Here is a 24,628-nt window from a genome sequence, read left to right on the forward strand (position 1 = left end):
AAGCCCAAGCCCAAGCCCAAGCCCAAGCCCAAGCCCAAGCCCAAGCCCAAGCCCAAGCCCAAGCCCAAGCCCAAGCCCAAGCCCAAGCCCAAGCCCAAGCCCAAGCCCAAGCTCAAGCCCAAGCCCACGAAACAAAGGAGCCCGCACCATGCTGTCACGCCGCCAATTTCTAAGCGTCGCCGCTGCGGGAGCGGGCGCGATGCTCGTCGCCCCGCAGATCGCGTTCGCCAGCGTCGCCACCGACCGCCGTTTCGTGTTCGTGATCCAGCGCGGTGCCGCCGACGGCCTGAACATCGTCGTGCCGTACGCCGAACCCGCCTACGCGACCTTGCGCGGCGCGCTCGCCATCGATACGTCGAACGCACCGCGCCTGGACGGCACCTTCGCCCTGCATCCGGCGCTGAAGCAGACGGCCGCGATGTACGCGGACCGTCAGGCGCTGTTCGTGCACGCGGTCGCGTCGCCGTATCGCGACCGCTCGCATTTCGACGGACAGAACGTGCTGGAGACGGGCGGCGTGTCGCCGTATCAGATCAAGGACGGCTGGTTGAACCGGCTCGTTGCGCAATTGCCCACCACCCGCGAGAACGCGATTGCATTCGCGCCGACCGTGCCGATGGCGCTGCGCGGCACGGCGGCGGTGACGTCGTACGCGCCCTCGGCGTTGCCGCAGGCGCCCGACGATCTGCTCTCGCGGGTCTCGCAACTCTACGATCAGGATGCGCAGTTGCGCCCGCTATGGGAGTCCGCGATGGCGGCGCGCGGTCTTGCTGGCGATGCAGGCGCACGTCAGGACCCGGCGAGCCTCGGCAAGCTGGCGGCGAGCTTTCTGTCGCGCGAAGACGGCCCGCGAATCGCGATGATCGAAACTGGCGGCTGGGACACGCACAGTGCGCAGAATGCGCGCCTCGCGAATCAGTTGAAGGCGCTCGATACGATGCTCGGCGCGCTGCGCGACGGTATGGGAGAGCAGTGGAACAGGACGACGGTGCTGGTGGCGACCGAATTCGGCCGGACCGCGGCGGCGAACGGCACGGGCGGCACCGATCACGGGACGGGGTCGGTCGCGATGGTGCTGGGCGGTTCCGTGCAGGGTGGGCGCGTGATGGCGGACTGGCCGGGTCTGGCCGCGCATCAGCTCTATGAGGCGCGCGATCTGAAGCCGACTACCTCGCTCGATGCGTTGATCGCGGGCACCACGAGCGAGAGTCTTGGACTCGATCCACAGCGCACGGCAACGGCATTGTTTGGGCAGACGCGATCAGGTAAGCCGTTGAGCGGCGTCGTGCGCGCATGAGTTGAAGGGCGTGCGTGGCGTGAACCGTCGTCAAGACGCCGCCGCTCAGATTCAACTCACGTTCAAGCCTGCCCGTCCGCTGCGTTTTTCGTCGCGGAAAAAACCATCCGCACGAACAGGCCGCCTTCGGGGTGGTTGCCCAGAATGAGGCGTCCTCCGGCGTCTGCTACAAGTTTCTTGACCAACGCCAGGCCCAGCCCCCAGTGACGTCCATCGTCGTGCTTATCGGGCGAACCCAGCCGCACAAAAGTCGATGTCGCGCTCGACAACTCCGACTGTTTGATGCCCGCACCATGATCGCGGAAGCTCAAGGTCCACTCGTCGCGGGTTCTGGACGTTTTGATCTCGATTGGCGGGACCCCGTGTTCCAGCGCGTTGTCGACGAGATTCGACATCACGCGTTCGAGGAACGTGCGCGGCAGGAGGAAGTCCGCGCCTGCATCGAGTGTGCTGTTGAAAAGGCTGGCATCCAGCGAACTGGTCAACACGAACCTGTCACGGATGAATGCGTCCACCGGTATGTCGCTCTCCGGCGTCGTCGTGCATCCGCCTGCTTCGACAAACTGCGTGGCGATATGCGAGAACAGGTCGACATCTTCCACCAGCGCAACGCGCTTATGCCACTCGTTGATCTGCAGCGCGGTTCCACGCAGGCGGACCGCATGCGCTTCGAGGTCCTTCGCGAGCGCGGCCAGCGTCGCCGACTGTTGGGCGCTGGCGTGGCAACGCCGGGTCAGCATTTCGTCGAATGTGCGGGCGAGATCGCGCAAGCGTTTCGGGCCTTTCTCCGTGATGCCATGACGGACGCGGCTGTCGCTCGCGACTGCGCAGAAGCTCGTCGCGAGGTTTCGCATCGGACGGCCGAGCAGCCAGCTTCCGGCCAGGCCGAGCGCGGCCGACAACAGCAGAATCAGGCCGGCACAGATCAGCGGGTTGTCCGCGGACAGATAGCCTGGGTCGTCGTCGAACAGGCTTGCGTCGTCCTGTGAGGCGTCACGCGCGCGCAAAAAGCGGTGATCGGCTGAGCCTGTCCAACTGTGATCGATATCGTCGCGCAGGCTGACCAGCTGTGCCCGGTCGACCAGCATCACGGCTGGCGGCGCGATCGAGAACGGCGAGGTTCGAGTGGAAGACGAACGCAGCACCGCGCGTTCCGCCCGAAACCTCGGCTGGACTCGCGGAAGTTGCGAAGCACGACCCTGTGACGAATCCACGAGGCCGGCATGCTGGATTGACGCTGCCACGGCGTACGAGTCGATGCTCGATATCAGCATCGCGGTTAATACGATGGCTCGTTGAAGCAATCTGATCAATCGTTCCTCTTCGGCTCTGATCGAAAGTGGATGAATCCGGCGCGGGGCATGCCAATGCCATAAGCGACGCCGGACCACGCTTTATCGGGTATAGGGGTTTCCGCTGGTTTTTTTCGTGAGACGGCCGTCCGCGAAAATTTCGCATGAGCAACCGTAAGCCAAAGCAATGATCGGCGATTCGGGCGGCTCAGGAAATTGCGAATACTGGGGGACATCGGCCAACTGCTTACGAGATGTTACGTATTTTATCGGCTCGATGCAGGATGCATGGCGAATATGAAAGCGTGCCGGTTTTCTCGAGACCGGTCTGCGGCCTTGTGCAGGAGGCTTGCGAGGAGGGCGGCGTCAAAGGCGCGGCATCGACGCCGCGCGCAGCGCGGCTATTGAAAAGTGACTGGAGCAATGCGGGAGAGAAATCCGTGCAAGCTCGCCCCGGCTTTGCGCGCAAACAGGCGAATAGACGACGGCGACCGCAAGCATCGCTTGCCAGGCGAGCTCACTGTGCCGATTCAGCCAGCGCCGCCGCATGCAGCGAATACTCGCCGACGCGATGATAACGGCGGCCGTAGTAAATCAGCGCGTCGCCGGCGACACGCGTGTGCGTGGCCTGCACCGCGCAGAAGAACACCGTGTGCGTGCCGACTTCGGTGGCCGATTCGATCTCGCAGTCGAGCGATGCCAGCGCCTCGCGCAACACCGGCGCGCCTGTCACGAGCCGGTCCCATTGCGCGGCGGCGAAGCGTTCGGCCACCGGCAGCGCGCTATTGGCAAAATGCGCGGCGAGCGGTTGCTGTCCGGCATTGAGCACGTTCACGCAGAGCCTGCCGTTGGTGCGAAACGCGGCGTTGTTGCGGCTGCTCCGGTTGATGCAGACCAGCAGCGTAGGCGGCTCGTCGGTGACGCCGCACACTGCCGACGCGGTGCATCCCGCGAGACCTGCCGGGCCGTCGCTGGTGATGATGTTGACGGCCGTGCCGAGTCCGGACATGGCGTCGCGAAAGGCGGTTTTCTCGAGCATGTGAGCCTCTGTGCTGAATGAACCCGACTGAACCCGGTTGAACCGACTCAACCCGCCGCGCTCTCCGCACTCAGGGGCGAACGGAATCGCGCCGCCGTGTGCGTATCGGGCAGACGTGCGTGACCGAACAGCTTCTCGCGCAAGGTGCCGTCGCGATACGCGCGCTTATACGCGCCACGCTCCTGAAGAACCGGCACGACCAGTTCGATGAAATCTTCGAAGCACTCGGGCGCGACCGTGCGCGACAGATTGAAACCGTCCACGCCGGTTTCCTCGGTCCAGGCGATCAGTTCATCCGCAATGCGCCCGGCCGAGCCAACCAGCGGCGTCTGACGGCTGCCGAGCACCATCTGTTCGAGCAGCTTGCGCCGGGTCCATTGCGGACCGGCGGCGCGTGTCATCGCTTCGACATTCGACACGATCGCCTGGCTCTTGCCGGTCTCGATCGGCTCGTCGATGTCGTAACGCGCGAAGTCGATGCCGAGCGACGCCGCCGCATGCACGAGCGCGGCCTCGGAACTCACGTATTGCCGGTAGTCCTCGAACTTCTCCTGCGCGTCGCGATCGGTGCGTCCGGTGATGACGGTTTGACCGAGCAGCACCTTGATATCGTCCGCGCGTCGGCCGCCCGCCAACGCGTGCGCGCGAATATCGTCGACGATGTTTTTCACCGCGGGCTTCGCCTGGCCGTTGACGAACACGCACTCCGCATGCGCCGCCGCAAACCGCTTGCCGCGCGCCGACGAACCGGCCTGATACAGCACCGGCGTACGCTGCGGCGACGGCTCGCTCAGGTGCATCGCGTCGACCCGGTACTGCTTGCCGTGATGATGGATCACATGCACTTTCGACGCATCCGCATAGACGCCCCGGCTTTTATCGCGCAGCACCGCACCATCTTCCCAACTGCATTCCCACAGTTTGTAGACCAGTTCCATGTATTCGTCGGCCAGGTCGTAGCGGTCGTCGTGTGCCATCTGACCGGTCAGGCCGATTGCACGCGACGCGCTGTCGAGATAGCCGGTGACGATGTTCCAGCCGACCCGGCCGCGCGTCAGATGATCGAGTGTCGACATGCGCCGCGCGAACAGATACGGTTGCTCGACGGTGAGATTGGACGTGACGCCGAACGACAGATGACGCGTGACGGCGGCCATGGCCGGTATCAGCAGCGTGGGATCGTTGACGGGCACCTGCACCGCGCCGCGAATCGCGGCGTCCGGGTTGCCGCCATAGACGTCGTAGACTCCGGCGACATCGGCGAAAAAAATGCCGTCGAACAGACCCGCTTCGAGCGTGCGGGCGTAGTCGGTCCAGTATTGAACGTCGGTATAGCGGGACGATTGATCGCGTGGATGCGTCCACATGCCTTGCTGGATGTGGCCGACGCAATTCATGTCGAATGCGTTGAGAACGATTTCCTTCGGCATGGTGTCTTCCTGCTCAGGTGGACGAATGCTTACGGTTTCCATTCAGTGAATACGATTTTGCGCAGTGTGTGGCGTCGTATTCGTGCGTTGAATATAGTGGACGAAAAATTACTATGCAAGACGATGAGCGTGACTTTTAATGATTGCAGGGTCGCTGCGTAGCGTGCGTGATGTGCTCGTCGTGACGCCGTCACTCACGCCGACTCGCTCGATATAATTTCGCGGTGCTCACTTGTCCCATGACGATCTCTCCATGTCCGAATCCATTACCGTCGATCTGACTCTGGCGATTTCGTCGCGCGTGAAGGCCGAGCGCGAGGCGCGAAACTGGTCGCTGAGCGAACTGGCGGAACGCTCGGGTGTGTCGAAGGCGATGATCAGCAAGATCGAAAGAGGCGAGGCGAGTCCGACCGCGACGGTGCTCGGACGTCTGTCGGGCGCTTTCGGTCTGACCTTGTCGACGTTGCTGGCGCTGGCCGAGCAGACCGGAGAGCGGCTCGCGCGTCGCGCGGATCAGAGCATCTGGCAAGACCCGGAAACCGGTTATATCCGGCGACGCATATCGCCGCCTACGGGCGGCGTGCTGGAGTTACTCGAAATCGAATTGCCGGCGGGCGTGAGAGTGCCTTATCCACCGGATGCTTTCGTGTTTCAGCATCAGCAGATATGGGTGACGCAAGGGGTGCTGAATTTCCGCGAGGGCAAGCAGGAATACCGGCTGGAAACGGGAGATTGTCTGCAACTCGGCGCGCCGGTAGAGTGCGAGTTTTTCAATGCGGGCGATGACGTGTGCCGTTACGTTGTCGGTCTGGTGAGACGTTGAACGACACGTTGAATGACACGTTGAACGACAGCGGAAATTCCAGATACCAGGACACTGGCGTGAATGCGACGTGAGTGAAACAGCAGGTAACGCCACCTGCCCGCGAGATTCGCGGCAAGCGGCGTCACCCTGACCGATAACCGGCCGCTCAACCTCCGCCGCCACCGCCTTGCACGCCAAGGGTGATCCGGTTATTCACCGACTTCACACCGGCCACGCCCTTGGCGACATCTCCAGCCTGCTGGATCTGGCCGCCTTCAGGCACCGTTCCCGTCAAGGTCACCACGCCGGCACGCGCCCGTACGAACACGTTCGACACGTTGAATCCCTGTGTCCTCGACAAAGCGCGGCGGACGTCCCGGCCCAGCTTCCGGTCGCCCGTGCGCATGGCGGTACTGGGATTGGTCGCCGGCGCGGCCGTGGTGGCGGGTGCCATTGCGTCGCTGGCCTGGGCGTAGGCGCCGGACGTGGTGGCCACGCACATTGCAAGTCCGAGCGCCTTCAAAAGATTGGCTGTTTTCACGTTTTCTCCATCCTCGATAAGTTGGTGTCGCTTCGTTGCATGCAAAAAACCGCGCGCTTGCGAGCTTGTCTCCGCCCACGAGGAACGCCCTGTCTTATAGAAGAGCGTTGCTACGGCGCTCCCGGCGCGCTTAAACAATACTCCAGCAAACGCGCAAATGCTGAAAAAATCGGTGCGGGTGTTGCATTGCGTGACAGCTCGCGGCAAAGCACCCGTGATTGACGTTCACTATTTCGGACTATAATTTTGCAGCCCGGATCACCCCCAATCCACCTTGCGGTTTGTCCTTCAGATACAGCCGTTTCGCGGGAGCGCGTTTCGTTTTGAGCAAAAATTATCCTGGTACGGTGGATCAGTCCGACGCCCCCGCGAGCGGCGACCCGGCAGTCGGCGACCCGGCGCAGGCCGCGTCTTCATCCGCGAAGGCGCCCGCGGTTCTCGCCATGCGAACCGCCCACGAAGCGCACAAGGACGACCGCCATTTCGTCACGGCGCTCGCGCGCGGGCTCGAAGTGCTGGCCTGTTTCCGTTCCGGCGACAAATCGTTGAGCAATCAGGAACTGGCGGCGCGCTGCCGCTTGCCTAAATCGACGGTATCGCGGCTGACTCATACGCTGACGCTGCTCGGCTATCTGATCCATTTGAAAGAGAGCGGCAAGTACCGGCTCGGCACGGCGTCGCTCGCGCTGGGCAGCGCGATGCTCGCGCGGCTCGACGTGCGCAAGATTGCGCGGCCCGTGATGCAGGAACTCGCCGATATTTCCGGCGCGACGGTTTCGTTGGGCACGCGCGACCGGCTCTCGATGATCTACGTGGAAAATTGCCGTGGCTCGGTCGCGCTCACGTTGACGCTCGAAGTCGGCTCGCGCATTCCGGTCGCGACATCAGCGATTGGCCGCGCGTGGCTCGCGGCGATTCCTGAACACGACCGGCTCAGCTTCATGGAGCAGGTGCGCGAACTGGACCATATTGCATGGCCGAAAACACGTCGCGGAATCGAAAAGGCGCTCGACGAATACCAGACGCTTGGCGTCACGACTTCATTCGGCGACTGGCAGAAAGACGTGAACGGCATTGCACGCGCTTTCCAGCCGGGCGGCGAATTGCCGATTATGGCGATCAACGTGGGCGGTCCTTCGTTCAAGCTTTCGAAAGAATTTCTGCTTGAAGAAGTCAGGCCACGACTGATCGATGTCGTGACCCAACTCGAAACCGCGCTGTCGCATTGAGCGGCGAGCTTCCGGCTAGAACCACTGCGGCGCCATGTTGAGCGTGGTGTCGTCGAGACGGCGGAGCGTCGCGAGCATCAGCGCGACGCGCGGCAATTCCCAACGGAAAAACCACTGGCACGCGTGCAGTTTGCCGCTGTAGAAGTCTTTATCCGCGTCGCTTTTCGCATGGGGTTGAGCGGCGTTTGCCACCACGGCCTGCTTCAACCACGTCCACGCCATCACGATATGACCGAATGCTTCGAGAAACGCGTTCGCGTTCGCGAGCGCGCGCCCGGTGTCGCTGGCGAGCGTCGGCAATAGAGCTTCTACAGTCGCAGTGAGATCACGCCATGTTCCTTCAAGTGCTTCTGCGTAAGCATGTAATGGCGCGTGGCTGCGCGCGTTGTTGATCGTCTCGCGTATTTCACGCCCGAGCAATTCAAGCGCGGCCCCCTGTTTCATCACTACCTTACGGCCCAGCAGATCGATTGCCTGAATGCCGTGCGTGCCTTCGTGAATCATGTTCAGGCGGTTGTCGCGATAGAACTGTTCGACCGGGTATTCGCGCGTGTAGCCATAGCCGCCATGAATCTGGATCGCCAGGCTATTCGCTTCGAGACACCATTGCGACGGCCACGATTTGACCACGGGCGTCAGCAGATCGAGTAGCAGGCCCGCTTCGCCGCGCGCGGTTTCGCTCTCGCCGGTTTTCTGTTCGTCGACCAGACGCGCCGCATACAGGCACAGCGCGTAAGCCCCTTCTACATAGGCCTTTTGTGCTAGCAGCATGCGTCGCACGTCGGCGTGTTCGATCAGCGGCAATTGCGGATCGAGCGGGTTCTTGTTGGTCGGATGACGTCCTTGCGGCCGTTCGCGCGCGTAATCGAGCGACGCCAGATAGCCACGATAGCCGAGCATCACCGCGCCGAGACCGACGCCGATACGCGCTTCGTTCATCATATGGAACATGTAGGCGAGGCCCTGATGCGGTTCGCCGATCAGCTCACCGATGCATTCGCCATGTTCGCCGAACGACAGCATGGTCGATGTCGTGCCGCGCCAACCCATCTTGTGGATCAGCCCCGCGAGCGCGACATCGTTGCGCGCACCGCGGCTGCCGTCGTCGTTGACGTGATACTTCGGCACCGTGAACAGCGAGATGCCTTTGACTCCGGGCGGGCCGCCCGGAATACGCGCGAGTACCAGGTGAACGATGTTCTCGCTCAACTCGTGGTCGCCGGCGGAAATGAAAATCTTGTTGCCGCGAATCGAATAGGTGCCGTCGGGATTCGGCGTTGCACTCGTGACGAGATCGGACAGGCTCGAACCCGCCTGCGGTTCGGTCAGCGCCATCGTGCCGAACGTGCGGCCTTCGAATAACGCCTGCAAATACTTGCGCTTTTGCGATGCGCTGCCAAAGCGTTCGATCACGTTCGCATTCGCCGTGGTCAGCATCGCGTAAGAGGAGGTCGCGATGTTCGCGCTCTTGAACAACGACAGGCACGCAAACGAAATCAGCGACGGCAACTGCATCCCGCCATATTCGTAATCTTTGCCCGCTGCGAGAAAACCGGTGGCGCGCAACGCGTCGAGTGCTTCTTTCACTTCGAGCGGCAGCGTGACCCGCTGACCGTCGAATTGCGGTTCGTGCTCATCGAGCAGACGGTTGTGCGTCGCGAATTTTTCGACGGCCACCGCATGCGCGGTTTCGAGCGCCGCATTGAACGTTTCGCGGCTGTGGTCGGCATGACGCGCGCGCTGCGTGAGCGCCTCGGCGTCGAGCACTTCGAACAGCTGGAAATCCAGATCACGCGAATTGATGATCAGCGCATCTTGCATGGGAAAAGATCCGTCCAAAAGTAAGCCGCTATGCAGAACAGCTCGCTTAAACGTAGCGCGAAAGCTCGTTGAAGTGCCTGCATAACCCGTTTGAAAAGTGCGGTATTCGGGTAAGTCCCGATGACCATTCCATCGATGATGCGTGCCAGTTTATAACGAAAGTGAATGAGCGTGCTTTTATTTACACGCCGAATTCCGGCACGTATGATGGGTGAAAAATATGGAATCCAAATCTGCATAGCGGAACAACTGGAGGAGCGACGAATGTCTGTAAAAGACCTGTTTCAACTGGACGGCAAGGTGGCATTGATCACGGGAGGGTCGCGCGGACTCGGCCTGCAAATGGCCGAAGCGCTCGGCGAGATGGGCTGCCGGGTGGCCATCACCGCACGCAAGTCGGGCGAACTCGCCGAAGCGAAAACGCATCTGCAGGCGCGGGGCATCGAAGTGCAGACGGTGGTGAACGACCTGCAGCGTTTCGAGGGTATTCCCGGTCTCGTCGATGAAGTGCTGGGCGTGCATGGGCGCATCGACATTCTGGTGAATAACGCGGGCGCGACGTGGGGTTCGCCCGCCGAAGAGTATCCCGATGAAGCGTGGCACAAGGTGATGAACCTGAATGTCAACGCGCCGTTTTTCCTCGCGCGCGAAGTGGGCAAGCGCAGCATGATTCCGCGCCGCGCGGGCAAGATCATCAACGTCGCTTCGGTGGCCGGATTGAAGGGCTCGCCCCCCGGCATGAACACGATTGCCTACAACACATCAAAGGCCGCGGCGATCAATTTCACGCGCGCGCTCGCGGCGGAATGGGGCAAGTACAACATCAACGTCAATGCAATCTGCCCCGGGTTTTTCCCGTCGAAAATGTCGGAAGGCCTGCTCGACAAACTCGGCGACACGATCGTCGAGCGCACGCCGTTGCAACGTCTGGGCGGCGACGAAGATCTGAAAGGACCGGTGGTGTTTCTCGCGAGCGAAGCGTCGCGCCACGTCACGGGCCAGTATGTCGCGGTCGACGGAGGTTCGATCATCGTCTGAGTGAGCGCGTGCCATTGCGAAGCGCAGCGCAATCAGTGCGCTGCGTTCATCGATAAAAATCAAGGAGACGCCGCGTGAATTTTGAGTACTCGGAGAAGGTCAAGAGTTTGCAGAAGCGCCTGAACGCTTTCATGGACGACTACGTCTATCCGGCCGAAGCGGTTTTCGAAGCACAGATGGATGCGGCGCGCGAATCCGGCAACCGCTGGCAGCCCGCGCCGATCATCGAGGAACTGAAAGAGAAGGCGAAGGCCGCCGATTTGTGGAACCTGTTCCTGCCCGAATCGAAATACGGCGCGGGGCTCACGAATCTCGAATATGCGCCGCTGTGCGAAATCATGGGGCGCTCGCATATCGGCGCGGAGCCGTTCAACTGTTCCGCGCCCGACACCGGCAACATGGAAACGCTGGTGCGTTACGCGACGCCCGAGCAACAGCAGCAATGGCTGTTGCCGCTGCTCGACGGCACGATCCGTTCCGCGTTCGCGATGACGGAACCTGAGGTGGCTTCGTCGGATGCGACCAATATCGAGGCACGCATCGAGCGTGACGGCGACCACTACGTGCTGAACGGCCGCAAGTGGTGGACCTCGGGCGCGAACGATCCGCGCTGCAAGATTCTGATCTTCATGGGCAAGTCCAATCCGGATCATCCGAACCGGCATCAGCAGCAATCGATGATCCTGGTGCCGAGGGACACGCCGGGCGTGAATGTGCTGCGTCATCTGCCGGTATTCGGTTACGACGACGCACCGCATGGTCACGCCGAAATCGCCTTCGAAAACGTGCGCGTGCCCGCGAGCAACATGCTGCTCGGCGAGGGACGCGGCTTTGAAATCGCTCAAGGACGGCTTGGGCCAGGGCGCATTCATCACTGCATGCGCTTGATCGGACGTGCGGAGCGCGCACTGGAAGCGATGTGCCGCCGTTCGCTGGATCGTGTGGCGTTCGGCAAGCCCATCGCAGATCAGGGCGTGACGCGCGAGCGGATCGCCAGTGCCCGGATCATGATCGACCAGACGCGTTTTCTGGTGCTCAACGCTGCGTACAAGATGGACACGGTGGGCAATAAGGACGCGCGCCAGGAGATCGCGATGATCAAGGTGGCGGCGCCCAGCATGGCTTGTCAGGTGATCGACTGGGCGATGCAGGTGCATGGTGGCGGCGCGGTCAGCGACGACTTCGGTCTCGCGCGCGCGTATGCGAGTTCGCGCACGTTGCGGTTTGCGGATGGTCCCGATGAAGTGCATCGCAATGCGATTGCGAGCATGGAACTTGGGCGGTATCTGGGGCGGTGAAGGTTTGCGAGATGTTGTGAATGACAGCTTTGCATGGGATCAGAGTAAGCGCTAAAGCGCTAACTCTGGTCGACAGCTTTGCATGGGGTCCTAGTAAGCGCCAAAGCGCTAACTAGGACCGACAAAGGAGACGCGATACACATGAACGAACGCCATCATCCGCATTGGCCGCCGCAAGTGCCACTGCATCTGACTCTGCCTGAAACCAATATTTTCTATAACGCCGAAGTCTCGGCGGCGCGCTTTCCGAATAAGCCGTTCATCGTTTTCTACGACACCCCGATCACGTTCGCCGAGTTCAAGGACGAAGCCGAACGCGTAGCAGGTTTTCTGCAACAGGAATGTCACGTCAAGGCCGGCGACCGCGTGCTGCTCTATATGCAGAACAGCCCGCAATGGATCATCGCTTACTACGGCATCCTGCGAGCCAATGCCGTGGTAGTGCCGGTTAATCCGATGAACATGAAGGACGAACTCGCGCATTACGTCGAAGATAGCGGCGCGACTACGATCATTGCGCCGCAGTGCCTTTTCCAGAACGTCGAACCGCTGATCGGCAACGGTTCCGGGCAAGGGCTCGAACACGCAATCGTCGGGACGTATAGCGATTATCTGAAGCGTCCGTCGACGATTCCCGTCTCCGAACTCGTCGCCGCGCCGCGCAAGACATTCGATCTTCCCGGCGTCACGTCGTGGCAATCCGTGCTCGACCGGCGTATCGCACCTGGCCCGCTAACCGCCGGTCCCGACGATCTGTGCGTGATGCCCTATACGTCCGGCACCACCGGCAAGCCGAAGGGCTGCATGCACACGCACCGCAGCGTGATGAGCACCGCGCTCGGCGGATGCGTGTGGTTCTCGGTGCCGTCCGACGGCGTGCATCTGTCGATCCTGCCGTTTTTTCACGTCACCGGCATGCAGGGCGGCATGAACAGCGCGGTGTATTGCGGCTCGACTATCGTCGTGTTGCCGCGCTGGGATCGCGACGCCGCTGCGCTATGCATGCAGAAATATCGCGTGAGCGCATGGCAATCCATCTCGACGATGATGGTCGATTTTCTGTCGAATCCGAAGCTCGGTGAATACGACCTGTCGAGTCTGACCGGTGCGCGCGGCGGCGGCGCGGCGATGCCGGATGCGATCGCGAAGAAACTCAAGTCGCTGACCGGGCTTGATTATGTCGAAGGCTACGGGATGTCGGAGACGATCGCGGGCACGCACATCAATCCGCCGCATCGTCCGAAACCGCAGTGCCTCGGTATTCCCGTGTTCGACGTGGATTCGCGCGTGATCGATCCGGTCACGCTGCAGGAACTGCCGCAAGGCGAAACGGGCGAGATCGTCGTCAACGCGCCGCAGGTGATGCAGGGCTACTGGCGTAATCCGAAGGCGACGCAGGAAGCGTTTATCGAACTCGACGGCAAGCGCTTCCTGCGTACCGGCGACCTCGGACATATCGACGAAGACGGCTACTTTTTCATGACCGATCGTCTGAAGCGGATGATCAATGCATCGGGTTATAAAGTGTGGCCCGCCGAAGTCGAAGCGCTGATGTACCGGCATCCTGCGATTCATGAAGTGTGTGTGATCGGCGTGAAAGACGAGAAGCGGGGCGAGACCGTGAAGGCGCTGGTGGTGCCCAACGCGGCGCAGGCGGCGGACATCACCGAGCAGCAGATCATCGACTGGGCGCATGAACAGATGGCGTCGTACAAGGCGCCGCGTATCGTTGAATTTGTTACCTCGCTGCCAAAGTCCGGCAGCGGCAAGATACTGTGGCGCAAATTGCAGGAAGAAGATGCGGCGCGCCAGGCATCGGTTGCAAATGGCGAAGGAGGCGCATCGCGATGAGTTGGCTCGAAGCGTTACTCGATGAACCGTTCGTCTGCATCACCGATATGCTGCGCCGTTTTACCAAAGAGCGCGGCGACCATCCGGCGTTAATCTGCGATGGCGAAGTCGTCACTTATGCCGAACTCGACGCGCGAGTCGATCGCTTCGCCGCCGCTTTGCAACGCGACGGCGTTCAGCCTGGCGATGCCATTGCGTTATGCGCGACGGCATCCGTCGATTACACCGTCGCGTTTCTCGGCGGATTGAGAGCGGGCGCAGCGGTCGCGCCGCTTGCGCCTTCATCGAGCGCGGCAAGTCTTGTCAGCATGATCGGCAATTCGGGCGCGCGATTATTGTTTCTCGATGCAGAGGTCAAGCGTCTGCTCGAACCAGTCGCCGCGCAGATCGACGCAGTGCCGGTTGCTCTGGATGCACACGCCGGCAGCGCTCCGCTGAATGCATGGCTCGCGCCAATCGGTGCTGGGCCAGAAGCGGTGAAAATCGATCCGGCGTGGCCGTTCAACATCATCTATTCGTCGGGCACGACGGGCACGCCGAAGGGCATCGTGCAATCGCACGGCATGCGTTGGGCGTACGCGGTACGCAGCATTCAGCGCGGCTACGGCCCCGACGCCACGACGCTGATCTCGACACCGCTCTATTCGAACACGACGCTCGTGAGTTTCATGCCGACGCTGACATTCGGCGGCACCGTCGTGTTGATGCCGAAATTCGATGCCACGCGTTATCTCGAACTCGCGCAGCAATATCGCGCCACGCACACGATGCTGGTGCCCGTGCAATATCAGCGTCTGATGGCGCATCCGCAGTTCGACCGCTACGACCTCTCCAGTTTTCAGGCGAAGTTCTGCACGAGTGCGCCGTTCGCGGCGAGCATCAAGGCGGACGTGGCGCGCCGCTGGCCCGGCCGGCTCACCGAGTACTACGGAATGACCGAAGGCGGTGGCTCGTGCCAGCTGGAGGCCAACGACTGGCCGACCAAGCTGCATTCGGTCGGCCAGCCGATGGAAGGGCACGACATCCGTCTGATCGACGAACTCGGTAACGAAGTGGCGGCGGGCGAGGTCGGCGAAGTCGTCGGCCACTCGCCGGCGATGATGACCGGCTACTACAAACAACCCGACAAGACGGCAGAAGCGGAGTGGTACGACCCGAGCGGCAAGCGCTTCATTCGTACCGGCGATATGGGGCGTTTCGACGAAGACGGTTTTCTGACGCTGCTCGATCGCAAGAAGGACATGATCATTTCGGGCGGCTTCAACGTGTATCCGAGCGATCTCGAAGCCGAGGTGCGGCAGCATCCCGACGTCGCGGAAGTTGCAGTGGTCGGCGCGCAATCCGAACAATGGGGCGAGACGCCGGTGGCGTTCGTCGTGCGTGATCCGCGTGCGCAGATCGACGAGGCGGCCTTGCTCGCGTGGGTCAATGCGCGGGTCGGCAAGATGCAGCGGCTCTCCGCCGTCACCTTTGTCGACACCTTGCCGCGCAGTCCGATCGGCAAGGTGCTCAAGCGCGAGTTGCGCGAACAGTTCTATCCCTCAGCGCGCTGATCGGCGCGTGCGAAAAATACTGGATACAGGACAACACATGGACAATTTCGCAGACAAAGTTGCGGTGATAACCGGGGCAGGCTCCGGCTTCGGCCGTGAGTTCGCGAGACTCGGCGCGAAGCTCGGCATGCGGCTCGTGCTGGCCGACGTGCAGCAGGACGCACTCGACGAAACCTTCGCCGAAGTGAGCGCGGCAGGCGCGCGGGCAGTCGCGCATCGCGTGGATGTGGCGAAGGGCGACGAGATCGATGCGCTGGCGCGCGCCACGCTCGACACGTTCGGCGCTGTGCATCTCGTTTTCAATAATGCGGGCGTGGGCGGCAGCGGCGGACTCGTGTGGGAAAACACGGAGCGCGACTGGCAATGGTTGCTTGGCGTCAACCTGTGGGGCGTGATTCATGGTGTACGCGCGTTTACGCCGTTGATGCTGGACGCGGCGAAACGCGACGCGAATTATCGCGGGCACATCGTCAATACGGCGTCGATGGCGGGGCTGCTCAATCCGCCGCTGATGGGGCCGTACAACGTGTCGAAACACGCGGTGGTATCGCTGACGGAATCGTTGTATCAGGATCTCTCGCTGGTCACGCAGCAGGTCGCGTGTTCGGTACTGTGTCCTTATTTCGTGCCGACAGGAATCGCCAAAGCGCATCGTAACCGTCCCGCAGATCTTGCTAACGGTACACCGCTCACGTTGTCCCAAAACGTGTCGCGTGCACTGAGCGAGAAAGCGGTGAACTCGGGCAAAGTGAGCGCGGAAGAGGTCGCGACGATGGTGTTCGATGCGATCCGCGAAGAGCAGTTTTATATTTTCTCGCATTCGCATGCACTGAGCGCCGTGAAAACCCGCGCGGACGATATCGTCACGCCGCGCAATCCGACCGATCCGTTTGCCGAGCGCCCGCATGTGCGCGAGCAGATCGTGGCGGCGTTGAAGGGGTAAAGGTTTTACGTTTCCACGCTTTACGCTTCAATAAAAAAGGCGCCGTGAATATCACGGCGCCTTTTCTATTCGTCACTCACTCCCGGTATCCGCGGCAGAAAACCTTCACTTCGCCGCTGTCAACGTACTCAACGCCGCCGGTTTCAACTGTCCGTTCTGAACCACTGCCGCCAGCGGATTGCCGATCACGAATCCGCCGTGATCGTCGACCGCTGTCACGCCATGCGGATTGTTTTGCGGCGGCAACATCTTCACGGCCTTGTCGAAATTATTGCGGATTGCCGTCGCGTCGCTGACGCTGCCCGCGAGTTTCATCGCAATGGCCGTCGCGTACACCGCCGTGTAATTCAGCGACACCTCCTGGCTAGGATCGCGCCCGCCATGCGTCTTGCGGAATCGCTCGACAAACGCTTTCGCGCTCGGCGTGTCGTCGGCGGCGAGCGGCAGTACGCCGATTGCGCCGTTCAGCGCGGCATAACCGTTCGTGACCTTCGCCACTTCGTCGAGCTTGGCCTGATCCATCACGATGAAGCCGCCCTTGAAGCCCAGTTCGCGTGCCTGCTGCGCGACGAGACCGGTCGGCTCGGACGGCCCGCCGATAAACATCACGTCCGGTTTGGCTGCGAGCACGCGGCTCACGCCGCTGTAGAAGTCGGTCGCGCGGTTATACGACATTGCGTTGTCGGCGACGACCGTGCCGCCTGCCGCTTCCCAAGCCGGTTTGAAAGCGGCGACCCAGACCTTGCCATACTCGGTATCGGTGGCGGCCAGCGCGACTTTCTTGCCGTACGTCGCCATTTCGTATTTGACGAATGAGTTCAGATACGACGTGAACGCAGGCGGAATCCGCACGGTCAGCTTGTTGCCGCGTTCGCTGATCTGCGGGACGCTGGTGTAGGAGAGCAGCAGCAGCTTCTGCTGTTCGTTGCTGGTCTGCACCGCGAAGCCGCCGCCGGAATGCGGCACGAGCACGACAGCGGCCTGCTGTTCCTGCGCGAGACGCCGCGCATTGATCGCGGTTTCGCTCGGGTTGTACTTGTCGTCGAGCGGGACGATTTCGAGCTTGATCTTCTTGCCCGCGACTTCGACGCCGGCCTGATTGACATCGGCGGCGGCCATCTGCATGCCGTCGAGCACTTCCTGCCCATACTTCGCTGCGCCGCCGCTCAACGGCCCCGAATAGCCGATGTGCACGACCTGCTGCGCCATCGCGGCACCCGCGCCCATCAGCGCGGTCGTGGCGACGGCGGCAACGAGTCCGGTGCGCTTGCACAAGCGTTTGATCGTCATACATGTCTCCTTGGTATGAATGGAATGTGCCGCGCTCAGGTGGCGCGTGTTGTTGCATCGAAGGTGTCGATGTCGATCAGTTGCCGCTCAGTTCACGATCAGTTCACACTCAGCCGCCCACATAAGCGCGCCGGATCGCTTCGTTGTTCATCAGGCTCGCCTGATCGCCTTCGAGCACGATGCGGCCGTTCTCGATCACGTACGCACGATGCGCGATCTTCAGTGCCGCGAAAGCGTTCTGTTCGGCGAGCAGCACGGTGGTTCCGGCGCGATTGATCTGCTGGATCACATCGAACACCTGCTTGACCACCAGCGGCGCGAGTCCGAGCGACGGTTCGTCGAGCAGCAGCACCTTGGGCCGCGCCATCATCGCGCGGCCGATCGCGACCATCTGCTGCTGACCGCCCGATAGCGAACCCGCCGTGTGATCCTTGCGTTCCGCCAGCAGCGGAAACAGCGAGAACACCTGGTCGAGATTGCGCTGATTGCCCGCCTTGTCGCCGCGATGCACGTACGCGCCGAGCGTGAGGTTCTTCAGCACCGACATGCCCGGAAACAGCTTGCGTCCCTCGGGACACTGAATCACACCACTGCGCACGATCTGCGCGGGCGTCATGCCGAGCATCTGGCGGTGGTTGACGAGCACGCTGCCACCCGAAGCGCGGCGCAGGCCGCTCATCGCGAGAAAGATCGAGCTTTTACCCGCGCCGTTGGCGCCGAGCAGCACGACGAGTTCGCCGTCGTCCGCGTGCAGATTGATGCCGTCGAGTGCGCGGAAACTGCCGTAATCGAGTGCGACGTTGTCAAGCTTCAGCATGTTCGCTCCCGAGATAGGCGTCGATCACCGCCGGGTTGGCGCGAATCTCGGCGGGCATTCCTTCGGCGATTTTCTTGCCGTAGTTCAGCACCATGATGCGGTCCGCCAGCTTCATGATCATGTTCATCTTGTGTTCGACCAGGCATACCGTCACGCCGTGCTTGACCAGCTTGCGGATCAGGTCGGCGAGACCCTCGGTCTCCTCCGGGTTGACGCCGCCGGCGGGTTCGTCGAGTAGCATCAGGCTCGGTTCGGTGGCGAGCGCGAGCGCTATAGCGGCGCGTTTGCGTTCTTCCTGCGAGATGTCGCCGGCCATGCGCGAGGCCATTGCCGAGAGCCCTACGAAGTCGAGCGCGTCGCGCGCCTTGTCGCGGCAAATCTGCTCCTCGTGTTTCAGGCGCTTCGAATGCGTGAGCACGTCCCATAGACCGGAATGCGTGCGCAGACGGTGCCCGACGATCAGGTTGTCGAGCACACTGGCCCGGTCGAACAATGCGGTGGACTGAAACGTGCGCGCGACGCCAAGACGCGCCATCTGATCGGCGCCGAGCTTCGTCACGTCCTCGCCTTTGAAGAGAATGCGCCCGGACGTCGGCAGATGCGTACCGCTGATCAGATTGAAGAACGTGGTCTTGCCCGCGCCGTTCGGCCCGATGATCGCGTTGATCTGCCCTGCGGCGATTGTCGTGCTCACGTCGTCGACGGCAACGAGGCCGCCGAACCGTTTGCTGAGCGAGTCGATTTCAAGCATGACGGTCTCCTCGTGCGGATGCGGACTGCGCCGCGGCGATGCCGCCTTTCGGCACAGGCCGTTGCACGCGGCGCATCTTTTTCGACTGATACAAACCGACGATGCCGTTGGGCAGGAAGATCACCAGCACGATCAATATCGGGCCGAATACGACGAAGCGGTATTCCTGCAGAAACTGCAGATACTGCGTGAGCCACGGGATAATCAGCGCGCCGAGCAACGGTCCCGCAAGCGTGCCGATGCCGCCCACCAGCATGTACATGGTCATGTCGAACGTGTGATCGACGGCGGCCAGATCAGGCCCGAGAAAGCGTACGGAGCCCGCATACAAACCACCGGCAAGCCCCGCGTAAATAACCGACAGCACGAACGCCAGCACCTTGTTGCGCATCAGGTTGATGCCGAGCGATTGCGCGAGTCCGTCGCTATTACGGATTGCCATGAAAGTGCGGCCGAGCAGCGAGTCGACGATGCGATGCATCAGCCACACGCCTAGCACCAGAAACGCGAACACGAGGTAGTAGAGCGCACGCGGATTCTCGAACGACACGAGACCGAAGCCCGACGGTGCCGGAATGCCGATGATGTCCGAGACACCATGCGTCAGGCCGTCCCATTTCTCGATGACGAGAAACATGATGTAGCCCACGCATAGCGTGAAAATCGAAAAATAGTGACCGCGCAAACGCAGCGACACGAGGCCGACAAGCACGCCGAGTACCGCGACCACTACCCCCGATGCGATGAACGCGAGCCAGAACGGCACCTGATGATCGACGGTGAGAATGCCGACCGTGTACGCGCCCACCGCCATGAAACTGCCGTGCGCGAGATTGAACTGCCCCGTGTAGCCCGTGATCAGATTCAACCCGACCGTGGCCAGCGCGAAGATGTACGCGGTGGACATCACGGTGAGCATGTAGTCGTTGGTCGCGGCGAACGGGAACACCAGGCCGAGCACGAACAGCAGCGTCCACCCCGGCTTGCCCTCGAATAGTTTCATGGATGATTTCACGATGCGCGCAGTTCCCTGGTGAAGAGCCCTTGCGGGCGAACCGACAGAATCACCACCAGCAGCACGAACGCGATGATGTCCTTGTAGTCGGTCGAGATATAGAACGCGCCGAAGCTCTCCGCCATGCCGATGATCAATCCGCCGACAATCGCACCCGGTACGCTGCCCATGCCGCCGAGAATGATGATCACGAAGGCTTTGAGAATCACCAGTTGGCCCATCGCGGGATAGACGAGGTTGATGGGCGCGTAGAGCGTGGCAGCTACCGCGGCGAGCAGGCCCGAGATGCCGAAGGTGAGCATGGTCACCTTGTTCGCGTCGATGCCCATCAGCGACGCGCCTTCGCGGTCCTGCGCCATCGCGATGATGCTGGAGCCGACCACGGTGAACCGGAGGAACAGTTGCAGCAGAGCCACCAGCGCAAAGGCGGCGGCGATAATCAGCAGACGCTGCAGCGGCGCACTGACGCCGCCGAGATCGACAATGCCCGCATAGGGAGTCGGCATACGATGAAAATCCGCGCCCCAGATCGCCTGTGCGCCTGCTTCGAGAAACAGCATCAGTCCGATCGCGGCGATCATCGGATGCAATTCGGACGACTTGCGCAGCGGCTGGAACACGAGCCGTTCCGCGAGAACGGCGAGCGCGGCGACGGCGATGCTGGAGCCGATCATCGCAAGCCAGTAGTTCAGGCCGAGTCGCGTCATCAGATAGAACGATACGAAGGCGCCGACCATGTAGAACGCGCCGTGCGCGAAATTCGGCACCGCGAGAATGCCGTAGACCAGCGTCAGACCGAGCGCGACGAGGCTATAAATGCCGCCGAGAGTCAGCCCGTTGAGGACCTGCTGCAAAAACATATCCACGCTTTTAAACCCTCCAACCAGGCACCCGGCGAAAGCATGTCTCAGGCTTCAGGACATGCGCAGACCGGCGCCGGACTTGCGGACGGGACAACAGCCGCTGATCGAACCAGACGACGGTTGCCGACGGTTGATACGTCACTCGAACGCATCGTGCAGCACGCGCTGAGGCGCGGATTTCGAACACGCGATGTACTCTGTCGCGAGAGGAATTTGGCACGGGCGTTCACTTTTCGTCAATAGGGTTTTGCGTGCGCATGTTCTGCATTGCAGATTGTTAGGGAAGTTACTTAGACGATTTCCGGCGAGTACCAGCAACTTCGATGCGGGTCATGCATATGCGATAAAAATCCTGCGTTTATAGGGTTTTTTTGACTTGCGGCCGCACCGCAAGGACGTGCCGGCAAGACCTTCTTCATTGACGGAAAAGTCGTCTTGACACCGCTTTAATCGCACCAGTATTCTGCTGTGCAGAAATTATGAAGAGCCGCTTTGCGCTGTTACGGCACTTGCGCTGGTGAACCGCTCTCAAACAAGGCGGCTCTTTTCCCACAGTGTTTTTGCACCCATCAAGGTCCCCCCATGAACTCGGCAGTCGAGATTCCCAGCGTTCGTCAAATGGTGTCGCCCGAAGAGTGGCAAGTGCGTATCGATCTTGCCGCTGCGTACCGACTGGTCGCGTTATTCGGCTGGGACGATCTGGTGTTCACGCATATTTCGGCGCGCGTGCCCGGGAAAGAACATGAGTTTCTGATCAACCCCTACGGACTTTTCTTCGAGGAGATCACGGCGTCGAGTCTGGTCAAGGTCGATCACGAAGGACATCCCGTGATGCCGACTCCGTTCGACGTGAATCCCGCCGGTTTCGTGATTCATAGCGCCGTGCACGAAGCGCGCCCCAACGTCAATTGCGTGCTGCACACGCATACGGCTCATGGCGTGGCCGTTGCAGCGCAGGAGGGCGGATTGCTGCCGTTGTCGCAGCAATCGGGTTTCGTGTTGACCAACCTCGCGTATCACGATTACGAAGGTGTCGCATTGCGCGATGCCGAGAAGGCGACGCTCGTCGCCGACCTCGGCAACGCCAACTTCATGATGCTGCGCAATCACGGTTTGCTGACGTGCGGGCGTTCCGTCGCCGAAGCGTTTCAGGCGATGTATCTGTTCGAGACGTCGTGCCGGATCCAGATTCTTGCGCAGGCGGGCGGCAAGCTGATCGAAGTGCCGCAATCGATCATCGCAACGATGGGCGAACAGGCGCGCGAAGTGAGTAAGGGCAAGGGCGCCAATCTCGTGTGGCCTGGTTTGCTGCGTCGGTTGACGCGGCGCAATCCAGGTTACGACGAATGATGCCGCTCGTCGATCCGCGCTAGCCGATGCGCCGCTTGCGCGGCGCATCGCATTCTTCATCGATCTGTTTCGCGTTCGGCGAAACAACCATCAGAACGTATGGCGGATGCCGATGTTCGCACCGGCTGTCGTCCCCGTCGCCAGATTGAGCGCATTGTTGACCGAGAGTCCCGTATGCGTGGCGCCGTGGTTGGTCACGAAGCCGACTTGTGCGTAGGTCATCGTGGCCTTCGACAACGAGTACTCGACACCGGTCGACGCCAGCACTGAATTGTTCGACGAGTTGTTGGCGTCGCGCGTGACCCACACGCCCGCGTCGACATTCAGCGCGGGTGTGACGCGATAGCTCGCACCGCCCGAGTAGACGCGGTCGTTGAACGACCCCGCAATCTTGTATTGCACGTAAGACGCCTTCACCGTCAGATTGCTGAACGTGTAGCTTGCGCCGAGCGCGCGGCCGTTGAATTCGATCGCACTGGGAACCGCGATCGTTGCCGCGCTGCCGCCCGCATTGCCGCTATAAAGCGCGGCGTCGACGACCAGCGTGCCGAGGTGATAGCGCAAGCTTGCCGAGTACTGACGGCCCGCCTGGAAATCGCCGGCGGTGCCCCCGAGCGCCATCAATGCGCTGGCCTGCAAGCCCGCAATCTCCGGTGACGTGTATGACACGCCGTTCGGGTTGAACATCCCCGTCACGTAGACGTTGTTGATATAGGAGACGAGGCCGCTGCCGAAGTACGACATATTGCGCGGATCGAAATCGTACGCGGCAAGGAAGAACGGCGAGAACTGCAAACCGGCCTTGACCGTACCGTACTTGCTGTCGATACCGATCCACGCCTGGCGTCCGAACAGATTGCCGTTCGAATTGCTGAGCGCGCCATTGGCCATGCTGATGCCGCTTTCGAGCTGGAAGATGGCGCGTAGGCCGCCGCCGAGATCTTCGACGCCGCGCAAGCCGAAATGCGAGCCGGACACGCCGCTGTCGTTGAACGAATATTGATGCGGGCCACTCTGGCCGTTCGCCGTATCGAGCGTTTTATTGGTGTAGAGCAGCGATGCGTCGAGCACGCCGTACAGCGTAACGCTGCTTTGCGCATGTGCGCTTTGCGTCGCGCCGAGTGCGCACGCGCCCATCAATCCGAGAATGACTCCAACCCGATTGCGATAACTTGCCGGCATGCTGCGTGTCTCCTTGTTTTATGTAATCGACTGACCTGACGAGATAAAACGGGTGCTGCGCGGTTCTGGCGATCTGTTGCTCGCTGCGTTGTCGATAGGCGGCAGAAAGCCTTCGCGACCTGATAAGGGATGCGAAATATGGCGTCTGTTGATGCACTCCTGGATTTGACCTCGCCTGGCCGATGAGTCTCCTGATGGCGAGAAGGGCAGCGCTTCAGCACGATCTTTTATTGCGAGCTTGCGCACAGGATGCAAGCGGAATTTCGCACGACCGTTCGTGCAGTGTCAACGAGGGAAATCGCGGGTTGGACTGCAATGCAGGCCTGAATAGGGAAAACACCTGGCGGGCGAATTGTGTTTTATCGCGCTGATATCGCGGTGTAATAGAAGAAAATTGGCTGTAAGGCGGGTTTGAAGTGTTGAGCCGTCACCTGTTTTTAGTTCTGCAATGCAGAACTAAAAGGAAGCTAAGTAGATGGTCGCAAAAAGAGTCTGCGCGTTACGTGCTATCTGAATTCCCTGTCGGCTTGATGTCGCCACGTGCAATAGTCCAATCAGTAAAAGCGAGCCGACGCATTCAGTCCCGCATCCGTCGTTTGCCTGTAAGCTTTAGGCGGCGAATCAGTCATCGAATACCGTGTGCTGTTTCGTCGCGTGAACGAAGGTCCGCAAACAGGCTTCGACGTTATTGCCAATTTTCAAGAGGGGATATCTGTGATGAAGAGTTCTGCCATTAAACAAATCATGCTTGGGGTTTCGGTCATGGCGATGGTCGCCGGCAGTATTCCGCTCGCTGTCGCGCAGGATGCAAGCGGCGTCGTGTCGGCGCAGCAGCCGGCTGCGACCACCGGCGCGAAGCCGACCAAAGCCCAGCGTAAAGAAGCCCGCAAGGAAGCCCGCGCAAAGAAGAATGCCGAATTGAAGAAACTCGAGGACGCGGGTTACAAGCCCGCCGCTAACGACCCGAACTATCCGACCGATCTGCAGAAGGCCGAAAAGAAGGCGGGTATTGGCGCAGCCGCGAGCCAGTAACCAGGACGGCGACGCCCCGCGCTACGAGCCGTTTCAAGGCGCGTCGGGTGTCGCCCGCCAAACTGTTTTTTTGGACCGAAACCCTTTCCACTTGCCTTGGCGCGACATACGCCGTCAAGCTGTCCCATCTGACCAAACCGTTGCCAGGCAAGGCTTTCGCCTGCCGCTAGCGCAGCATCTGCAACCCAGGT

21 protein-coding genes are annotated in these 24,628 nt (G+C 61.1%); 10 read left to right on the forward strand and 11 right to left on the reverse strand.

Annotated features, from left to right (window positions below; genetic code table 11):
- Window positions 1–148: 148 nt before the first annotated feature.
- Window positions 149–1,297: a DUF1501 domain-containing protein gene (locus BLS41_RS21175; protein WP_074768353.1), complete on the forward strand. Its 1,149-nt coding sequence runs from the start codon at window positions 149–151 to the stop codon at window positions 1,295–1,297.
- 62 nt (window positions 1,298–1,359) lie between these two features.
- Here the strand turns inward: BLS41_RS21175 and BLS41_RS21180 are convergent, their stop codons facing one another.
- The 3 genes from BLS41_RS21180 to BLS41_RS21190 all read right to left on the reverse strand — a co-directional run bounded on the left by BLS41_RS21180 (window position 1,360) and on the right by BLS41_RS21190 (window position 5,058).
- Window positions 1,360–2,442: an ATP-binding protein gene (locus BLS41_RS21180; RefSeq protein WP_171910284.1), complete on the reverse strand. Its 1,083-nt coding sequence runs from the start codon at window positions 2,440–2,442 to the stop codon at window positions 1,360–1,362.
- Between the two features lie 664 nt (window positions 2,443–3,106).
- The gene (locus BLS41_RS21185; RefSeq protein WP_074768357.1) at window positions 3,107–3,628 is read right to left on the reverse strand and encodes a flavin reductase; all 522 of its coding nucleotides are present in this window, start codon (window positions 3,626–3,628) and stop codon (window positions 3,107–3,109) included.
- 47 nt (window positions 3,629–3,675) lie between these two features.
- The gene (locus BLS41_RS21190) at window positions 3,676–5,058 is read right to left on the reverse strand and encodes an LLM class flavin-dependent oxidoreductase (RefSeq protein WP_074768359.1); all 1,383 of its coding nucleotides are present in this window, start codon (window positions 5,056–5,058) and stop codon (window positions 3,676–3,678) included.
- A gap of 253 nt (window positions 5,059–5,311) precedes the next feature.
- Here BLS41_RS21190 and BLS41_RS21195 point away from each other — a divergent pair, with 253 nt between their 5' ends.
- Window positions 5,312–5,881, forward strand: coding sequence for a helix-turn-helix domain-containing protein (locus tag BLS41_RS21195; RefSeq protein WP_074768361.1), 570 nt, complete (start codon window positions 5,312–5,314; stop codon window positions 5,879–5,881).
- Between the two features lie 148 nt (window positions 5,882–6,029).
- Here BLS41_RS21195 and BLS41_RS21200 read toward each other — a convergent pair whose 3' ends face one another.
- Complete coding sequence (locus BLS41_RS21200; RefSeq protein ID WP_074768363.1) at window positions 6,030–6,404, reverse strand: BON domain-containing protein; 375 nt, start codon at window positions 6,402–6,404, stop codon at window positions 6,030–6,032.
- 443 nt (window positions 6,405–6,847) lie between these two features.
- Here BLS41_RS21200 and BLS41_RS21205 point away from each other — a divergent pair, with 443 nt between their 5' ends.
- Window positions 6,848–7,633, forward strand: a complete 786-nt coding sequence (locus BLS41_RS21205) for an IclR family transcriptional regulator (protein WP_074771090.1) — start codon at window positions 6,848–6,850, stop codon at window positions 7,631–7,633.
- A gap of 15 nt (window positions 7,634–7,648) precedes the next feature.
- Here the strand turns inward: BLS41_RS21205 and BLS41_RS21210 are convergent, their stop codons facing one another.
- Entirely contained in the window at window positions 7,649–9,454 is a 1,806-nt protein-coding gene (locus BLS41_RS21210) for an acyl-CoA dehydrogenase (protein ID WP_074768365.1), read from the reverse strand.
- A gap of 264 nt (window positions 9,455–9,718) precedes the next feature.
- Between BLS41_RS21210 and BLS41_RS21215 the strand changes: the two genes are divergently transcribed.
- The 5 genes from BLS41_RS21215 (at window position 9,719) to BLS41_RS21235 (ending at window position 16,137) form a co-directional block, all read left to right on the forward strand.
- Entirely contained in the window at window positions 9,719–10,492 is a 774-nt protein-coding gene (locus BLS41_RS21215) for an SDR family oxidoreductase (protein WP_074768367.1), read from the forward strand.
- Between the two features lie 74 nt (window positions 10,493–10,566).
- A complete protein-coding gene (locus tag BLS41_RS21220; RefSeq protein WP_074768369.1) occupies window positions 10,567–11,790 on the forward strand; it encodes an acyl-CoA dehydrogenase family protein in 1,224 nt (407 codons plus the stop codon).
- Window positions 11,791–11,931: 141 nt separating this feature from the next.
- On the forward strand, window positions 11,932–13,641 hold the full coding sequence (locus BLS41_RS21225) for a long-chain fatty acid--CoA ligase (protein ID WP_074768371.1): 1,710 nt from the start codon (window positions 11,932–11,934) through the stop codon (window positions 13,639–13,641).
- On the forward strand, window positions 13,638–15,194 hold the full coding sequence (locus tag BLS41_RS21230) for a class I adenylate-forming enzyme family protein (RefSeq protein WP_074768373.1): 1,557 nt from the start codon (window positions 13,638–13,640) through the stop codon (window positions 15,192–15,194). Before BLS41_RS21225 ends, BLS41_RS21230 begins: the two co-directional genes overlap by 4 nt.
- 37 nt (window positions 15,195–15,231) lie before the next feature.
- Entirely contained in the window at window positions 15,232–16,137 is a 906-nt protein-coding gene (locus BLS41_RS21235) for an SDR family oxidoreductase (protein ID WP_074768375.1), read from the forward strand.
- A 105-nt stretch (window positions 16,138–16,242) separates the two neighbouring features.
- Here the strand turns inward: BLS41_RS21235 and BLS41_RS21240 are convergent, their stop codons facing one another.
- The 5 genes from BLS41_RS21240 to BLS41_RS21260 all read right to left on the reverse strand — a co-directional run bounded on the left by BLS41_RS21240 (window position 16,243) and on the right by BLS41_RS21260 (window position 20,870).
- Window positions 16,243–17,427, reverse strand: a complete 1,185-nt coding sequence (locus tag BLS41_RS21240; protein ID WP_074768377.1) for an ABC transporter substrate-binding protein — start codon at window positions 17,425–17,427, stop codon at window positions 16,243–16,245.
- Between the two features lie 109 nt (window positions 17,428–17,536).
- The gene (locus tag BLS41_RS21245) at window positions 17,537–18,244 is read right to left on the reverse strand and encodes an ABC transporter ATP-binding protein (protein WP_074768378.1); all 708 of its coding nucleotides are present in this window, start codon (window positions 18,242–18,244) and stop codon (window positions 17,537–17,539) included.
- Complete coding sequence (locus BLS41_RS21250) at window positions 18,231–18,995, reverse strand: ABC transporter ATP-binding protein (protein ID WP_074768380.1); 765 nt, start codon at window positions 18,993–18,995, stop codon at window positions 18,231–18,233. The genes BLS41_RS21245 and BLS41_RS21250 overlap by 14 nt, the downstream gene beginning before the upstream one ends.
- On the reverse strand, window positions 18,988–19,998 hold the full coding sequence (locus tag BLS41_RS21255) for a branched-chain amino acid ABC transporter permease (RefSeq protein ID WP_074768382.1): 1,011 nt from the start codon (window positions 19,996–19,998) through the stop codon (window positions 18,988–18,990). The genes BLS41_RS21250 and BLS41_RS21255 overlap by 8 nt, the downstream gene beginning before the upstream one ends.
- Before the next feature lie 8 nt (window positions 19,999–20,006).
- Complete coding sequence (locus BLS41_RS21260) at window positions 20,007–20,870, reverse strand: branched-chain amino acid ABC transporter permease (protein ID WP_436972042.1); 864 nt, start codon at window positions 20,868–20,870, stop codon at window positions 20,007–20,009.
- A gap of 585 nt (window positions 20,871–21,455) precedes the next feature.
- Here BLS41_RS21260 and BLS41_RS21265 point away from each other — a divergent pair.
- A complete protein-coding gene (locus tag BLS41_RS21265) occupies window positions 21,456–22,223 on the forward strand; it encodes a class II aldolase/adducin family protein (RefSeq protein ID WP_074768386.1) in 768 nt (255 codons plus the stop codon).
- A gap of 90 nt (window positions 22,224–22,313) precedes the next feature.
- Here the strand turns inward: BLS41_RS21265 and BLS41_RS21270 are convergent, their stop codons facing one another.
- Complete coding sequence (locus tag BLS41_RS21270; RefSeq protein WP_083380039.1) at window positions 22,314–23,405, reverse strand: porin; 1,092 nt, start codon at window positions 23,403–23,405, stop codon at window positions 22,314–22,316.
- A gap of 717 nt (window positions 23,406–24,122) precedes the next feature.
- On the opposite strand from BLS41_RS21270, the gene BLS41_RS21275 reads away from it, so the two are divergent.
- Entirely contained in the window at window positions 24,123–24,437 is a 315-nt protein-coding gene (locus BLS41_RS21275; RefSeq protein ID WP_171910331.1) for a hypothetical protein, read from the forward strand.
- The last annotated feature ends 191 nt before the right edge of the window (window positions 24,438–24,628 follow it).

The sequence above is a fragment of the Paraburkholderia fungorum genome, from assembly GCF_900099835.1.
Classification (GTDB): domain Bacteria; phylum Pseudomonadota; class Gammaproteobacteria; order Burkholderiales; family Burkholderiaceae; genus Paraburkholderia; species Paraburkholderia fungorum_A.

Bases quoted from the DNA above. Each gene is read 5' to 3' on its own strand.
- BLS41_RS21260 (WP_436972042.1), bottom strand. From the start codon at position 20,870: ATGTTTTTGCAGCAGGTCCTCAACGGGCTGACTCTCGGCGGCATTTAT.
- BLS41_RS21175 (WP_074768353.1), top strand. From the start codon at position 149: ATGCTGTCACGCCGCCAATTTCTAAGCGTCGCCGCTGCGGGAGCGGGC.
- BLS41_RS21195 (WP_074768361.1), top strand. From the start codon at position 5,312: ATGTCCGAATCCATTACCGTCGATCTGACTCTGGCGATTTCGTCGCGC.
- BLS41_RS21185 (WP_074768357.1), bottom strand. From the start codon at position 3,628: ATGCTCGAGAAAACCGCCTTTCGCGACGCCATGTCCGGACTCGGCACG.
- BLS41_RS21265 (WP_074768386.1), top strand. From the start codon at position 21,456: ATGAACTCGGCAGTCGAGATTCCCAGCGTTCGTCAAATGGTGTCGCCC.
- BLS41_RS21270 (WP_083380039.1), bottom strand. From the start codon at position 23,405: ATGCCGGCAAGTTATCGCAATCGGGTTGGAGTCATTCTCGGATTGATG.
- BLS41_RS21240 (WP_074768377.1), bottom strand. From the start codon at position 17,427: ATGACGATCAAACGCTTGTGCAAGCGCACCGGACTCGTTGCCGCCGTC.
- BLS41_RS21255 (WP_074768382.1), bottom strand. From the start codon at position 19,998: ATGAAACTATTCGAGGGCAAGCCGGGGTGGACGCTGCTGTTCGTGCTC.
- BLS41_RS21190 (WP_074768359.1), bottom strand. From the start codon at position 5,058: ATGCCGAAGGAAATCGTTCTCAACGCATTCGACATGAATTGCGTCGGC.
- BLS41_RS21235 (WP_074768375.1), top strand. From the start codon at position 15,232: ATGGACAATTTCGCAGACAAAGTTGCGGTGATAACCGGGGCAGGCTCC.
- BLS41_RS21250 (WP_074768380.1), bottom strand. From the start codon at position 18,995: ATGCTTGAAATCGACTCGCTCAGCAAACGGTTCGGCGGCCTCGTTGCC.
- BLS41_RS21215 (WP_074768367.1), top strand. From the start codon at position 9,719: ATGTCTGTAAAAGACCTGTTTCAACTGGACGGCAAGGTGGCATTGATC.
- BLS41_RS21225 (WP_074768371.1), top strand. From the start codon at position 11,932: ATGAACGAACGCCATCATCCGCATTGGCCGCCGCAAGTGCCACTGCAT.
- BLS41_RS21245 (WP_074768378.1), bottom strand. From the start codon at position 18,244: ATGCTGAAGCTTGACAACGTCGCACTCGATTACGGCAGTTTCCGCGCA.
- BLS41_RS21210 (WP_074768365.1), bottom strand. From the start codon at position 9,454: ATGCAAGATGCGCTGATCATCAATTCGCGTGATCTGGATTTCCAGCTG.
- BLS41_RS21205 (WP_074771090.1), top strand. From the start codon at position 6,848: ATGCGAACCGCCCACGAAGCGCACAAGGACGACCGCCATTTCGTCACG.
- BLS41_RS21230 (WP_074768373.1), top strand. From the start codon at position 13,638: ATGAGTTGGCTCGAAGCGTTACTCGATGAACCGTTCGTCTGCATCACC.
- BLS41_RS21275 (WP_171910331.1), top strand. From the start codon at position 24,123: ATGAAGAGTTCTGCCATTAAACAAATCATGCTTGGGGTTTCGGTCATG.